We start from the raw sequence: 13944 nt of genomic DNA, 5'->3' as shown, positions 1-13944 counted from the left end.
CTCACGTAGACGAGGCCCTCGGCGCCGGTCAACCTCCGCGACGCCCAGGGGCCTACGGCGTCGGAGGCCGCGCGGGGGGCACGGTGTCTTGTGGAGGGGGCACGGTGTTCACGGGCGCGGAGGTCCCCGTCGGAGTCACGAGGTTCGCGGGGCCTGGGGCCTCTCCTGGCACCGAGGGCTCGGGTGGCTCGTGTCCGCGCAGGGCGATGGCGGGCAGTGAGGCGGTCAGCACACCCACGTCGAGGAAGCCGTGGAACCCCTCGTCGTCCAGCTCCGGGAGCATGCGGATTGCCGCGGGCGCCTCCGGGCGAATCGCGACCTGGGGACCCGGGGTGATGCCCATGATGTTGCAGTCCATCTCCCCGTTCAGCTCCAGGTCACATCCCCACCGTCGGCCCTGCGCGTAGCCCACCTCCAGCACCTTCAAATCCCGGGTGCTCTGAAGCAGGTGCTTCGACATGGGGACGAAGTCGTCGCTCCAGTCCGCGTCCCCCAGCCGTGTGTGGGCATTGCCCGCGAGCACCAGGAACACGTCCTGGGGGCGCGCGCTGCGCGGGTTCAACACCTTCCGGGCCATGTAGGCGTCGCGTGCCTTCCCATGGTTCATGTCCGTGTCCATGGCCACGACGAAGACGGAGCGCCCGGCGGCACGCAGCGCCCGGACCCGGTCGATGAGGTCCATCACCGCGCGGCTTCCCCGGCCGTCCTGCTGCAGCTTGCGCCAGAAGTTCCCGCGCAGCAGCGCATCCTGGTCCGCGGGGCGCCCCGGGCTCGCCAGATAGGTATTGATGCGCTCCTGCTCCTTCTCCGGGATGGCGAGGGCCACGGTGACGCCGAGCCCCGCCTGGGTGGCCTCGCACGCCAGGTCTCCCACGGTGGCGGGAATCTCGCGGGTGCCGAGCTGCTCGCCGATGAGCACCGTCAGCCCGGGCCGCAGCATCGACTGGAAGCCGGTGACCTCCCGTGCGCAGGGCTCCTGCACCTCATCCTTCCAGCGCTTGAGATAGAAAGACGGGTCCCTGGCGAAGGAGTCATCGCGCGCGAGGCTGAGCGAGCCGGTGAGCGTCTCCAGCGAGGGGCGCGACTCCAATCGCAGGGTGAGGGTCTGCTCCAGCTCCAAATCCCGGGTGCCCTGCACGGCTCCGTTCAGTTCGACCCAGGGCGCCACGTCTCGCTCCCGCTGGGCGAGCTCCACGGGTGCGCCTCTCCTCACGAAGCTCTGCTCGAACCGCTCCATCAGCATGAACCGCGAGTTCAGCTGCCCTGACGCCTCGGGCTTGATTTCAACGTCGTTGCTGAAGGCCACGCGCTTCATGCGGAAGATGCGGATGACGGACTCGCGCTCGGAGATCAGCTCGCCGGCCACCAGATAACGCGTGGAGTCACCGTCGCTCTGCCATCCCCAGGACTGGGCGCTGAGCTGCGCGGTCCGCCACTCGGTCAGCAGATATCTCGGGTCCTCGAGGGGCTTGAGGACCCAGCCCTGCTCCGTCATGAGCTTCGTGGCCTCGGCCAGGGCCTTGTCCACGGGTATCATGAAGATGTGCTCGTAACGGGGCTGCTCGGGTTCGGGCGCGACGGGGGGCGTGGCCTCCGCCACGGCTGGCGCCTGCGTGGGACGCGCGGTCGTCGCACATCCCGCGAGGAGCAACACGAGACCGGCCAGGGCTCGACGCATCGGAGGGCTCTCTTCCTTCGAAATTCCGCAGGCGGGGCTGGAACGTCCGGCCGCCCGAAGAATATCGGAAGCGCCCACCCGGGGGGCCCGCGTGCGGGGTGGAAGGTGACATCGAGCCGACACACCGTGCCGACCTTGTACTTCGGAGGGCAGTGGCGCCGCGCTCCCGCGCCGAGGGCGTGCGAACGTGTCGCCTTGGGGGCTCGCGTTGACAGGGCCCTTGGGTGAATCCGAGAGTCTCCGTGCATGAAGAAGAAGCACCGCCGAATCGTGGTCGATGACGTCACCTTCGCCTGGGCGGGCGACTGGTCCCACATCGGTGGGAGGCGCGTGGTGTCTCTGCGCGCGTGGCACCAGACCGACGACGCGCGGCCGGTGGGCCCGGTGCTGTCGGTGAAGCTGGTGAACAGGCACGGCGGCATGGTCGATTGCGCGGCCGCCGTGCCTCAGGACGCTCGCGCCGCCATCCTGCTCGGCAGGGCGCTGGGATGGTCTCCAGAAGGTCGCGGCGTGTTCTGGATACTCCCCACGCATGGCCTTGCGCTCCAGGACCTCGACGTCGTCGACCCGGCGACGCTGGGATGAGGTGGCTGGCGACTGGCCGCTCCCGCCTCCACGCCCGCTGACGGGCCGTGCGGACGAGCTGGTGGCTCGTCATCCAGACACCCTACTTTCAGTCCAGGAGGAAGCGTCCCATGAGCGGAGCCTCGTCACGACCCGTCGAGAAAAGCGGAACCTTCAAGCTGGGCGGAGACCTGCCCATCCACCGCCTGGGCTACGGCGCCATGCAGCTCACCGGCCCCGGCATCTGGGGACCTCCGAAAGACAGGGCGGAGGCCGTGCGCGTCCTGCGCCGCGCTGTCGAGCTGGGTGTGGACTTCATCGACACCGCCGACTCCTATGGCCCCTATGTCAGCGAGGAAATCATCGCCGAGGCCCTGCACCCCTACGCCAAGGGCGTCGTCGTGGCGACCAAGGCGGGGCTCGTGCGCACCGGCCCCCATGAGTGGCACCCCGTGGCCGCGCCGAAGTACCTGCGCCAGGAACTCGAGATGTCCTTGCGCCGGCTGAAGTTGGAGCGCATCGACCTGTACCAGCTTCACCGCATCGACCCGAAGGTCCCCGTGGAGGAGTCGCTCGGCGAGCTGAAGGACCTCCAGAAGGAAGGGAAGATTCGCCACATCGGCCTGTCGGAGGTCTCCGTGGAGGACATCCAGCGGGCGCACAAGGTGGTGGACGTGGTGTCGGTGCAGAACCGCTACAACCTCACGGACCGCGTCCACGAAAAGGTGCTCGACTACTGCGAGCGGGAGAAGCTGGGCTTCATTCCCTGGTTCCCCCTGGCCACGGGCGGACTGGCGAAGCCCGGCGGCGCGCTCGACGCGGTGGCACGCAAGCACCAGGCCACGCCCGCGCAGATTGCCCTCGCCTGGCTGCTGGCCCGCTCGCCGGTGATGCTGCCCATTCCGGGCACCTCGTCCGTGAAGCACCTGGAGGAGAACCTCGCGGGCGCGGAGGTGAAGCTCGGCAAGGAGGAACTGGCCGCCGTGGATGCGCAGGCGTCGGGGCGCTGACGCCGCGAGGCTGAAACGACGAACCCCGGACGCCGGGCACCCGCGACAGGGGCCGGCCTCCGGGGCGCCATCAGCCTCGGCTCCTGCCTACGGCAAGGTCAGGATGCCCCACTGCAGGAAGAAGTTCTGGATGGACGAGCGCAGGCTGTTGGTCTGCGGGATGCCCTGCGACGTGCCGTAGGTCCAGACCGCGGCATGCCCATTGGGGCCGTACGGGCACCGGGCGTACCCGTGGATGGCGATGGAGTGGCCGTTGGCCACGGATGCCGACGCGAAGTAGGGGAAGGTCGCCGCCGCCTGCACGTAGCCATACGAGTCGACCCGGCCCGTGCTGCCGATGTTGGAGAAGACCGTGGCGCCGTTGATTTGATTGAACGAGCCGCCCTGGCTGGCGGACGGGGTCAGCAACGGGGTGCCATCCACGCGGTAGACGGCCTGCTCCTTCGCGGTGGCGGAGCTGCCGGGGCTCGTGTAGGTGACGAACGTGGAGCCACTGACGCGTCCCTGGTGGTCGAAGCGGGCCGTGCAACTGGAAATGCAGGGGACGAGGCGAGGGAAGGGGAAGGGAATGACAATCACCTTGCCCCAGGGCCAGTTGAGGATGATGTCCTTGTAGTAATAGAAGACCCACTTCGTGCAGTTGAGCTTGAGCCTGACCTGGCTGATGCCTGTCACGCTGGTGGCGATGCCTGACGCGTTGCCTCCAATGGCGACCAGGGAGTGCTTGGCGCCCGGCCCGTTCCAGCCCGCGAGGGTGCCCGAGGCGTTCGTGAAGTTGATGCCATAGCCCAGGAAGGCCGGGCTGTGGGTGTAGACGGCCTGCCATACGCAGGTGCAGGGGCCGCTGAGCATGTACTTCGACATCGCGTGGGTGTAGGCGAGCGCCTCGCCGAGCAGCCGGGGGTTGTTGGCCTTCACCGCCTCGATGAGGTCAATCTCCTTGTCGGGGTTGCTCTCCTCGAGCTTGGTGATGACCTCATCCAGCTCCGCGCTCAAATGCACCACGTCCGAGTTGGACGCCGCGCCGGGCGCCACCGTCAGCGTGCACTTGTCGTCCCCATCCGTGCAGTCCAGGTTGACGGTGATGGGAAGGGTGGCGAGGGGCTCGGCCTTCGGGTCCTTGGTGTCCACCAGGACCAGCCGCTGGTTCCAGCCGGTCTCCCAGGGCCGCAGGAGTGCCTTCTCCAGCTTGACCTCCGACTCCTTGCCGGGCTGCGGGCTCACCTCCACGCTGTCATTGGCGCTGTCCTTGCCGTCATAGGAGACGAGCTTCGCGCCCTCGGGAAGGGCCTGCTTGTCCGACCAGAGGATGCCCACCCGCAGGGCTCCTTCCTCCAGCTTCAGGCTGGTGATGGTCGCGACCGGGCCTTCCTCTCCTTCACCAGGCTCGGCGGCGGCCCGCGCCGACGGAGCCAGCAACAGGCCCCCGAGCGCGAGCACGGACAGCGGAAGGGAACGCAGGGGGAGCGAGACGAGGTCCAGGAGACCTCGTACGGAACGATATGACATGGGGAAACTCCTTATGAAGCAGGAGACACGGTCGACAGGGGTTGTCGTCCGTGAATGTCTGTCCAAGCAGGTCCCATGCCGGTTGATGTGAAATGTCTGTTTTAGCAGGGCTGGCGCGGAGGTCTTGATGGGGGTGTGTCTGACTTTGGACAGGGGCTCGTGGCCTTTTGCGCCACGAAACCGCCCGGGGTGTAGCGCGTGACGCTACTCGCGTGGCCCGCACCGGAGGCGCAAGACAGACGCCGTGGGCGCGTCCATGCCCACGGCGAAGCTCCCTCGGCGTCACGGCGTGCCGAAGTCCTGGGTCCAGTAGTGCCGGTAGGTGCTGCTCGGGGCATTGAAGTAGCCGATGCCAATGTGCACGAGCAGCGGGTTCATGATGTTCGTGCAGTGCCCGCTGCTGGCCATCCACCCGTTGACCACCGCCGCCGGCGTGGAATACCCGGCCGCGACATTCTCCGCGGCGCGCCGGTAGGTGTAGCCCGTCGCGGTGATGCGCTGCCACGGCGTGGAGCCATTGGAGCCGGTGTGGCTCATGAAGTTGTTGGTGCCCATGTCCTTGGAGTGCCTGCGCGCCGCACACCGCAGGCTCGCGTGGTGCGTCAGCGCGGGCGCGGGCGCTTGCGTCACCCCGCCACAGACCGCGCCCGCGGCCCGGCGCTGGTTGACGAGCGCGAGGACCTGGTCCTCGAAGCCCGCCCAGGCCGGGTCCCACGTCGCCACATCGTCGCAGACCGCGCTGGCCGTGACGTCGCCGGCCGCGGTGCCACCTGTCTCCGTGCGGACCGCTGGCACCAGGGCGCCTTCCTCCTCCGCGATGGAGGACGGCGTCTCCGGACCACCACAGCCACCGAGCAGCGCGGCACCCAGCAGGAACAAGGGAATGGAGCGGGAGGTCATGTCGAATCCTTTCTCAAGCAGATGTGTGGCCACCTCATCGGAGGCGGTCTCCTCATCCTGGCGAGGCTCGACGGGATGTCGAGAGGGAACCCGGCGCCCGCCTGCTCGCGCGGTGCGCCGTGCGCCCACTCCAATGCAAATGTTACCGGGACACAGTGTCGTTGCCGGCTCAATTCCTCACATGCCACCCGTTGTTCCCGGGACGAACGCAATGTTCCGCTGTCGCTGGTTCAGCATTCGCCCGGAATGAATCGCGGGGAGCCCCAAACCCTAGAAGACGCGAACGGGCCGGAGCCGAATCGAGGACATGCCATTGCCGAGCGCGCCCTGGGAGTTGTCTCCCCACCCCCAGACGACGCCGTCCGACTTCACGGCGAGGGAGTGCTGGGCGCCCGCGGAGATGGACACCATCCCGAAGAGCCCCTGCACCTGCACGGGTGATGTCCGCCGGACCCCCAGGCTTCCATCGCCGAGCTGTCCCGTGTCGTTGGCGCCGAAGCTCCACACCGTGCCTCCTGTCTTCAAGGCGAGTGTGTGCCCGTCGCCACCGTCGATGGCGGTGATGCCGAAGAGGCCCGGCACCTGGGGCGGTGTCCGTGAGAAGGCCGGCGCGCTGACTCCGAGCTGCCCCTGGGTGTTGTCGCCCCAGGCCCACACCGTCCCATCCGAGCGCAGGGCCAGGGAGTGGTTGCGACCCCCGAGCACCGTGCCCTGTCGAGCGAAGCCCTCGGCTGCTCGCACGGACCCCAGCTCGCAGCGCCGGAGCTTCCTCGGATGCCACGGTTCATGATTCCCCCCATCGCGCGGGCGACAGGGGACGCAACGAATCACCCAACCGACCTCGCTGACAACAGGGACTCGGTCCCCTCGTGAGGGGGTGGTCTGGGGTACGCTGTGGGGGAATCTCTTCAGCGAAGGCACGCCACCATGACCGCGCAGCTCCGCGACACCGTCGAATACCGCAAGCACGCCTTCGAGCTCGCGGGGGTCCGTGGCTCCAGCCTGTTCGAGCCATCGACGCAGGGGCTGACTCCCGCGGCCATGTCGACGGCCTGCCAGCGAGGCTTCCTCTGTCTGTACCGCGTCGCGGAAAAGCGGCTCCAACTGGAGGAGCTGCGCATCGGCCTGTCGGCGCAGGAGGAGCAGGCCGTCCAGGAGGGCCGGGGCACGCCGCTGTTCGGCCAGCTTCCCGCCTACGTCAGCGAGACGCACGAGCGGGTCATCTACACGCGCTTGCGCGCGCCCGTGGCCTTCACCGGGGGCCTGCTGGTGGTGGACGGCTTCACCCGAGGGGTGCCCGTCCAGGACGGACTGCATCCCGCCTGGAGTCGCAAGCGCATCCAGGAGCTGCTCTTCGAAGGCGGGCGTCTGGTGGAGGAGCGGGACTGCGGGGAGGTGATGACGCGGGTGCGCGAGCGGGTGCGCGAGAAGTCGCTTCAGCTGGACCTCGCGGCCCACCGGGCCCAGCTCGCGGAGTGGCTCACGGACGCGTTCCGTCTGGACTACGGCTCGGCGACGTGGGCCGCGCCGCGCGGAGGATGAACTGGGGGAGCAGCTCCTCGCGGAACTTCCTCCAGAGGGCCACGTGGTTGTAGTTGCCCGCGGTGAACATCACCACGAGGTCCAGCTCGGGGACGACCATCACCAGCTGTCCGCCGTTGCCGCTGGCTTCGTACTGCGAATACACCCGGTCGCCCACGCGCAGCTCGTGGCGCCACCACGCATAGCCGTACGTCCTGCCGGGCTCCATCGTCGCGTGGAGCGCCGTGGAGCGCTCCACCCAGCGCTGGCTCACGACGCGCCGTCCGTTCCACACGCCGCCCGACAGGTAGAGCTGCCCGAGCTTCAGCGCGTCGCGGGGCCGCATGAAGATGCCGCCCCCCAGGTACTGCTCCCCTGAAGGCATCAGGTCCAGGTGGTAGCCGCGCAGCTGGAGCGGCTCGGCGACGTACCGGGTGAAGAACTCCGGTATCCACGTCCGCGTGGCCTTGCGCAGCACGCCGCCCAGCAGGTTGATGTTCGCCGAGCAGTACACGCCCTTCTCGCCCGGCGCCCGCGTCATCGGCAGGTCCAGCGTGTACTTGTACCAGTCGGGCACCGTGTCATCGAGGCGCTCCTCGTTGCCCGGGGAGGCCTCGTCGTCGTCGTCACACGCGAGGCCCGTCGACATGGTCATCAAATGCTCGACGGTGAGCTTGCGCTTGCGCGCATCCAGGTGGGCGAGCTTCCCCCGGTACTCGGGAAACAGGGAGACCACCGGCGTGTCGACAGTGAAGGGCGCGCCCTGGTCCAGGGCGATGCCCATCAAGAGGGGCGCATGTGTCTTGGACGCGGAGCGCAGGTCATGGGGCCGCTCCTTGTCGAAGCCCTGGAAGTACTCCTCGAGCACCAGCTTCCCATGGCGCGCCACGAGCAGCCCCTGGATGGCGGGCGCCGCGTCGGGGCCGGGCTGCTGGTCCAGGATGCGCTGCACGAGCTCGCGCAGGGGCTGGACGTCCATGCCGACGTCGTCGAGAGAAGCCGTCGTCCAGCCATCCTCCTCCGCGATGGGTTTTTCATACACGTACGCGCCCGTCGCGGGGATGCGCGGATGGAGGCCCACGGCCTGGTCCCGCTCCCGGGGCGTGAAGTCGAACGTGGCGTCCAGCGGTGGGTAGAACAGGGACAGCCGCCGGGCCTGGGCGTCGAAGCGCCCTTCGAGGCGCGTGGTGCCCCGGGTCGCGACGAGTTGGACGAGGCCGTCCTGGACGCTGACGCGAAACAGCAGCCTGTTGCCGAAGTTGCGCTCCGGATTGCGGATGAAGGCGCTCAGCGTGCCGTCGGCCTGCTGCTGGATGACCAGATACAGGGAGAAGCGGTCCTCGAGCGGGGCGACGTCGCCCCGCCAGATGTTGGCCCGGAGGGCACGCAGCTCCACCGGGGTGGCGAACTTCATGCCGCTGGTGCGCACGCGCGGCTGAATCCAGTGGCCGCTGATGCGCTGGCCGTCGTCCGAGAGCGTCCCGCGCAGCTCGCCCTGGCCGCCGGGGAGGATGAAGGAGACCGCCTTTCCCTCCAGGCGCGCGGGCACGTCGAAGCCCGCGATGCGTGCGCGCCAGGCGTGCGTGTCGCGCGTCAGCGTCAGCTCGCCCCGGACCTCCGGACCCAGGACGCGCTCACTTCCCCACGTGCCCACCAGGGCCTGTGCCGGGTCGGCTGGCGCGGGCGCCGCACCCGTGAGCCATGGGAGCCAGGCGAGGAGGAGCCAGAGCGTCGATGGAGCCAGGGAGGTCGAGTCGCGATGGGAGGCCATGCCGCGACGCAAGCTACCAGAGGGCCTCCGCCGGACGAGTCTGGTTGTCACCTCCGTGAGACACGTCACGGCCGTGTTCCGGGCGTGTCATCCCGTGAGCCGTGAGAGGACAGGAGCCCTGGAAAATGGGAGGCGCGCCCCTCCTGAAACAGCCCGCCAGGGGTATCGGGCAAGCTGGTAGCGTGCCGCGCATGGCGAGCAAGAAGAAGTCCACGTCGAGTGAGACCCCCGTGGCGGCCTCCTGGAGCCAGGTCGGCAAGTTCCTGGGAACGCAGTGGCCGTCGTTCGTTGAAAAGCATTCGGCCGGAAAGAAGCCGTGGTCGCGAGGGGGGCCCATCAGCGATGCGTTCGCGTCCTGGGGGCAGCCCCTGCCCAAGGATTTGACCCAGCTGCTGCAGCCGCTGGCGGAGTGTGAGCCCCCGCCGCTCGAGGAACTCACGCTCGGCTCGGATGCTCCGCGGACGACGCCCGGCAACCTCATGGAGCAGCGCATCGTCGCGGCCCAGAGCTACCGGCCGCTCTGGAAGGAACTCACGGGCGGCTTCGTCGAGATTGGCGCCACGTCCTCGGGTGACCTCTGGCTGTATGCCCGTGAGCCCCAGCGTGGAAAGGCTCGCGCGCAAATCTATCTCTTCAACCATGAGACGGATGGCATCGAGGCGCCGCAGGCCGAGAACCTCGACGCCCTGGTCTTCCGCGCCGCGCTCGTGCGGGCTCATGCGCTGGGTGAGGTCGACGCGGAGACGTTCAAGCAGGCCCGTCAGAAGCTGGACACGTGTGTCGGAGAGCTGGGCTTCGAGGAGACCCTGGCGGGAGTGAAGCCCTACGTGGCCAAGGAGGAGCCGGCCTACAAAAACGACCTCAGGGCTGGCTGGCTGGTGACGTTGCTGACGGAAGTGGGCGCGTCCGACGCGGAGCTGCGCGGAGCCTTCGACGTCGAGATGAACCCGCCGCTCACCGAGGAGCGACTCGCCACGAGCGCGGAGCGGTTCAAGACGTATCCGCCCGCGGCCTTCTACTTCTGCATGGCGAGCTTCTTCGCTGGCGACGAGGCGCGGCTCACTCAGGCTCTGGAGCTGTGCCGGCTGAGCGATGCCCCCCTGGTGAAGGACCTGGTCGCGCTGATGGAGGAGCTTCGCGCGGGCCGCAAGCAACTGGGCGCCATCTCCGACGTCCAGGCCCTGCGACAGCGGGTGATGGGACTGGCGCTGTGGGACGAGGAGGGGCGTGCGCGGGCGAAGGAGAAGGAGGCCGCGGCGGCGGCGGTGAAGGTCGCGAGCGCCGCGCGAGAGGGTTCGCTCGACGCGCTCGCCTGGGAGGCCGTGAAGGACCCCGCGCTCGGCGCCGCCATCCAGGAGGCCTATGCGGCGGATCCGTCCATGCAGGCCACCGTCGCCCTGATGTCTGCGTGGAAGGACGAGGAGAACTACCGCGACGAGGGGGTCATCGCGGAGCTCATCGCGGAAGGAGACCGTCGCGCCACGCCGCTGCTCATCTCCATCGCCCGGTACGGGGAGGGTGGCGAGGACCTCATCGCGCTGGAGGTGCTCGCGGCGTGGGCCGAGCCTCGCGCCGTCGAACTCGTCCGTGACGCGGCGTTCGCCGAGGACCGCTTCCACCTCAAGCGCCACCTGTTCATCCAGCTCATCCAGGCCCTGGGAGACAAGGCGAACACGAAGCACCTGCTGGCGGTGCTGCGCATGTATCCGCTGAAGGACGGGGATTCGGAGCGCAACCGGATGCTCGGCGCGCTCGTCTTCGCGCTCGGCGAGCTGGGGGACCCGGCTGTCGGTGACACGCTCCTGCGCTATCTGGAGCGCACGGTGGACGCCGTGGGCAAGGAGGCGCCCATCTCCTTCTCGGAGGCCGTCTGTTACGCGCTGGGCGCGGTGGGGGAGACCCGGGCGCTGGCGCCCCTGCTGGCGCGCTTCGAGGAGAAGCCGTGGAAGCTCTCCAGCTCGCCCGCGACGTGCTTCGCGCTCGGTCGGCTCGCTGGAACCGCCGACCCCGCGTCGCGCGAGAAGGCCCTCGCGTTGCTCGAGAGCAACCGCTTCTCGAAGGGGTTCTTCATCGACGTGAACAAGCAGAAGCACCCGAATACCATCGCCGGGCTCTTCCGCGACGTGGGCGGCCTGACGGTGGCGGCGTCGGGTCAGTTGATGCTGGAGGTCGCGATGGCCGGGCTCACCGAAGGCGCTCGGCGCGAGGAGGCGCTGGCGAACCTGCGCGAGCTGGTGACGGGCGTGCTGACGCAGTGGGAGGCGCGCTCCTCCAAGTACTGGACGGGCTATGACGGATACGCGCTCCTGGCCTGGGCGCTGCTGGCGCTGCGGGCACACCCGGACCTGGGCCGCGAACTCGCGCGTCCGTTCGTCACCTCCGACGTGCCGCTCGTGCGCCTGCTGGCGAAGCAGGTCGTGGGCGCATAGGCCGCACGCGCGGGGCCTGGGGCCGGGCATGGGTGTAAAGCCCGGCCCCGCGGCCTTCGCGGCGTTGCTTCCGGATGGGGGACTACTTCGGCCCTTCGCGGAAGATGGCTCCCGCGAGGGTGGCCGCCACCGTCACGCCGGCGAACGCCACGAGCGCCGCGGAGACGAGCGAGAACAACATGGGCAGCCCCGCGTCGAAGTACACGACGGCGACCCAGCCCACGCCCGCCGCGATGACCATGCGCGCGGTGCCCGCGAGCACGGGCCAGAAGACGCGCGCCACGCCCTGGGCCGCGAACCCCAGCACGAAGCCCAACCCCAGCAGGCCGTAGAACGGCGCGACGATGCGCAGGTACGTCACGCCCGGCGCCAGTACCGCCGCGTCCTTGCTGAAGAAGTGCAGCCACGCATTCGGCGCCACGGCGGCGAGCAGCCCGATGGACCCCGCCACCCCGAAGCCCAGCCACGCGCCCACCCAGGCCGTGCGCCGGGCGCGCTCCCAATTGCCCGCGCCCGCGTTGGTGCCGACCATCGTCAACACCGCCGTGCCCAGGCCGAAGAGCAGCGGCACGAGCAGGTAGTCGAGCCGGGCGGCGATTCCATAGCCCGCCAGCGCCTCCACGCCGAACAGCCCCACCGCGCCCGTGACGATGATGACCGTCAGGTTGGGCTGCACCGCGCTCAGCGCCGTCGGCAGGCCCACGCGCAGGATGTCTCGAATCAGCCGCGCCTCCAGTCGCACGGGCGCCAGGCGCAGCGAGGTGCGGCCCGAAGCCAGGTGCCGCAAGAGCCAGAGCGAGGCCCCCAGATAGAACAGGACCATGGCCAGCCCCGCGCCCGCGATGCCCAGCGCGGGCAGCGGCCCGGCTCCGAAGATGAGCACGGGGGAGATGACCACCAGGATGCCCGCGCCCGCCAGCGTCACCGTCGCCGGCAGCTTGACGTTGCCCGCGCCGCGCAGCGCCGCCGCGAGCAGGTTGACGACCCAGAAAGGGATGGCGCCCGCGAAGAGATAGTTCGAGTACCGGACCGCCGCCTCCAGCGCCCCCTCCGCGCCCCCCAGCGCCCGGTAGAGCGCCGGTCCGAAGAGCCACGCGAGCACGGTGGAGGCCAGCCCCAGCCCCAGCCCCATCACCACCGCGTGCCACACCAGCGCGTCCGCGTCCTCCTTGCGATTCGCCCCCGTCGCGCGGGCGACCGCGGAGGCCACTCCGCTGCCGATGCCACCGTTGGACATCATCGTCATCAACATGAAGATGGGGAACACCAGCGACACCCCGGCCAGCGCGTCGGTGCCGAGGAAGCTCACGTACCAGGTCTCCACCACCCCGACGAACGCCTGCGCCACCAGCACCACCGTGGTGGGCACCGCCAGCTTCAGCAGCGTCGGGAGGATGGGGGCGTTGAGCAGGGCCTCGCGGATGCCGCTCGCTCCCCCGGGGCTCGTCCCACGCTCGCTGCTGGCCTCGGTGCTCAAGGGGACCGCGCTCTTCAGCTGCATGGGGTAGCTCCCGGGTGACGTATGATGAGCGTAATATGGTCTTGCGGGGGCTCGCAGTGAAAAACGCGCCAGGGCTCAGTTCAGCACGAAATCCTTGTCAGGGAGCAGGGGCGGAGGGAGCGGCTCTCCCGCGAGGTCCATCACCGAGCGCTCGATGGCGCGGGTCATGGCGTCCAGCGGCAAGTCATTGGGTTCGGTGCCGAAGGGGTCTTCCAGCTCCGCCGTCACCGTGTCGAGCGCGATGAAGGTGTAGGCGACGAAGACGGAGACGAGCGGCGTGGACCAGCCCAGGCTGCCGGTCAGCGCGAAGGGCAGCAGCAGGATGTAGAGGTACACCGTGCGATGCAGCATCACGCTGTAGACATAGGGAATGGGCGTGCCGGCGATGCGCTCACATCCGCCGAGCACCTCCGAGAGCCGGTCCAGGTTGTCGTCGAACGAGGCCACGAGCACCTCGCCCAGGCGGCCCTGGTGGCGCAGGCGGGCGACCCACTCGGCCAGGCCGAGGACCACCCGCGCGGGGCGGTGCTCCGCGGCCACCACGCGCTCGCGCACGCCGGAGTCCAGGGTGTCGAGTGGAACCGAGGTGCCGCGGAGTTGGTGGTTCAGCGAGACGGCCAGGGCGCGGAGCAGGTCTGTCACCTCGCGACGCTCCTCCAGGGAGAGCGCGGGGGAGGGATGGGTGAGCGCCTGTCTCATGAAGGAGCGCGAGACAATCATCAGCGAGCCCCAGAGCTTGCGGGCCTCCCAGAAGCGGTCATACGCGGTGCTGTTCCGGAAGCCGAGGAAGATGGCCAGCGCGACGCCGAGCAGGCCCAGGGGGCCTTCCCGCAGGTTGAAGGGATGGGGGCCAGTGGCCACCGCCAGGCAGGCGAGCGCCAGGAAGAAGCCCAGCCGAGGCAGGATGCGGGGGACGACGGAACCGCGCCAGACGAACAGCATGCGAAGCCAGTGCATTCGCGGTCGAACAATCATGCGGCCCCACTAACCATGGCCGAGGGCGCTCGTCGACCACGGAACCCGGGGGCACGGGGTGGGGTTTCGGGCCATCGCGCTTGAAG

11 protein-coding genes are annotated in these 13944 nt (G+C 69.2%); 4 read left to right on the top strand and 7 right to left on the bottom strand.

The genetic code is table 11. The features are described from left to right. Positions 1-52: 52 nt before the first annotated feature. Entirely contained in the window at positions 53-1678 is a 1626-nt protein-coding gene (locus HR086_RS05305) for a hypothetical protein (RefSeq protein WP_174465034.1), read from the bottom strand. Positions 1679-1924: 246 nt separating this feature from the next. Between HR086_RS05305 and HR086_RS05300 the strand changes: the two genes are divergently transcribed. Together HR086_RS05300 and HR086_RS05295 are read left to right on the top strand one after the other, a co-directional pair. Continuing rightward, the gene (locus HR086_RS05300) at positions 1925-2263 is read left to right on the top strand and encodes a hypothetical protein (protein ID WP_174465033.1); all 339 of its coding nucleotides are present in this window, start codon (positions 1925-1927) and stop codon (positions 2261-2263) included. A 110-nt stretch (positions 2264-2373) separates the two neighbouring features. Further along, positions 2374-3252, top strand: coding sequence for an aldo/keto reductase (locus HR086_RS05295; protein WP_174465032.1), 879 nt, complete (start codon positions 2374-2376; stop codon positions 3250-3252). A gap of 87 nt (positions 3253-3339) precedes the next feature. Here the strand turns inward: HR086_RS05295 and HR086_RS05290 are convergent, their stop codons facing one another. From HR086_RS05290 to HR086_RS05280, 3 genes are all read right to left on the bottom strand, one after another. Further along, on the bottom strand, positions 3340-4761 hold the full coding sequence (locus HR086_RS05290; RefSeq protein ID WP_141640823.1) for a hypothetical protein: 1422 nt from the start codon (positions 4759-4761) through the stop codon (positions 3340-3342). Positions 4762-5043: 282 nt separating this feature from the next. Continuing rightward, entirely contained in the window at positions 5044-5661 is a 618-nt protein-coding gene (locus HR086_RS05285) for a CAP domain-containing protein (RefSeq protein ID WP_141640824.1), read from the bottom strand. Between the two features lie 270 nt (positions 5662-5931). Further along, a complete protein-coding gene (locus HR086_RS05280) occupies positions 5932-6402 on the bottom strand; it encodes a hypothetical protein (protein WP_174461136.1) in 471 nt (156 codons plus the stop codon). Positions 6403-6588: 186 nt separating this feature from the next. Here HR086_RS05280 and HR086_RS05275 point away from each other — a divergent pair, with 186 nt between their 5' ends. Further along, a complete protein-coding gene (locus tag HR086_RS05275; RefSeq protein WP_174461137.1) occupies positions 6589-7203 on the top strand; it encodes a hypothetical protein in 615 nt (204 codons plus the stop codon). Here HR086_RS05275 and HR086_RS05270 read toward each other — a convergent pair. Beyond that, positions 7142-8953: a serine hydrolase gene (locus tag HR086_RS05270; RefSeq protein WP_174465031.1), complete on the bottom strand. Its 1812-nt coding sequence runs from the start codon at positions 8951-8953 to the stop codon at positions 7142-7144. The two genes, HR086_RS05275 and HR086_RS05270, sit on opposite strands and share 62 nt — an antisense overlap. Positions 8954-9144: 191 nt before the next feature. Here HR086_RS05270 and HR086_RS05265 point away from each other — a divergent pair, with 191 nt between their 5' ends. Further along, positions 9145-11382, top strand: coding sequence for a HEAT repeat domain-containing protein (locus HR086_RS05265; RefSeq protein ID WP_174465030.1), 2238 nt, complete (start codon positions 9145-9147; stop codon positions 11380-11382). Positions 11383-11464: 82 nt separating this feature from the next. Here the strand turns inward: HR086_RS05265 and HR086_RS05260 are convergent, their stop codons facing one another. Continuing rightward, the gene (locus HR086_RS05260; RefSeq protein WP_141640829.1) at positions 11465-12883 is read right to left on the bottom strand and encodes an MATE family efflux transporter; all 1419 of its coding nucleotides are present in this window, start codon (positions 12881-12883) and stop codon (positions 11465-11467) included. A gap of 75 nt (positions 12884-12958) precedes the next feature. Further along, entirely contained in the window at positions 12959-13858 is a 900-nt protein-coding gene (locus tag HR086_RS05255) for a bestrophin family protein (protein WP_174465029.1), read from the bottom strand. Positions 13859-13944 lie beyond the last annotated feature (86 nt).

Source organism: Myxococcus sp. CA039A (genome assembly GCF_013336645.1).
Classification (GTDB): domain Bacteria; phylum Myxococcota; class Myxococcia; order Myxococcales; family Myxococcaceae; genus Myxococcus; species Myxococcus llanfairpwllgwyngyllgogerychwyrndrobwllllantysiliogogogochensis.
The sequence above is the reverse complement of the archived record's forward strand: the minus strand, read 5'-3'. Positions and strand labels throughout refer to the sequence as shown.

Coding starts and splice junctions, on each gene's coding strand:
- HR086_RS05285 (WP_141640824.1), bottom strand. CDS start 5,661: ATGACCTCCCGCTCCATTCCCTTGTTCCTGCTGGGTGCCGCGCTGCTC.
- HR086_RS05290 (WP_141640823.1), bottom strand. CDS start 4,761: ATGTCATATCGTTCCGTACGAGGTCTCCTGGACCTCGTCTCGCTCCCC.
- HR086_RS05260 (WP_141640829.1), bottom strand. CDS start 12,883: ATGCAGCTGAAGAGCGCGGTCCCCTTGAGCACCGAGGCCAGCAGCGAG.
- HR086_RS05255 (WP_174465029.1), bottom strand. CDS start 13,858: ATGATTGTTCGACCGCGAATGCACTGGCTTCGCATGCTGTTCGTCTGG.
- HR086_RS05270 (WP_174465031.1), bottom strand. CDS start 8,953: ATGGCCTCCCATCGCGACTCGACCTCCCTGGCTCCATCGACGCTCTGG.
- HR086_RS05295 (WP_174465032.1), top strand. CDS start 2,374: ATGAGCGGAGCCTCGTCACGACCCGTCGAGAAAAGCGGAACCTTCAAG.
- HR086_RS05275 (WP_174461137.1), top strand. CDS start 6,589: ATGACCGCGCAGCTCCGCGACACCGTCGAATACCGCAAGCACGCCTTC.
- HR086_RS05265 (WP_174465030.1), top strand. CDS start 9,145: ATGGCGAGCAAGAAGAAGTCCACGTCGAGTGAGACCCCCGTGGCGGCC.
- HR086_RS05300 (WP_174465033.1), top strand. CDS start 1,925: ATGAAGAAGAAGCACCGCCGAATCGTGGTCGATGACGTCACCTTCGCC.
- HR086_RS05305 (WP_174465034.1), bottom strand. CDS start 1,678: ATGCGTCGAGCCCTGGCCGGTCTCGTGTTGCTCCTCGCGGGATGTGCG.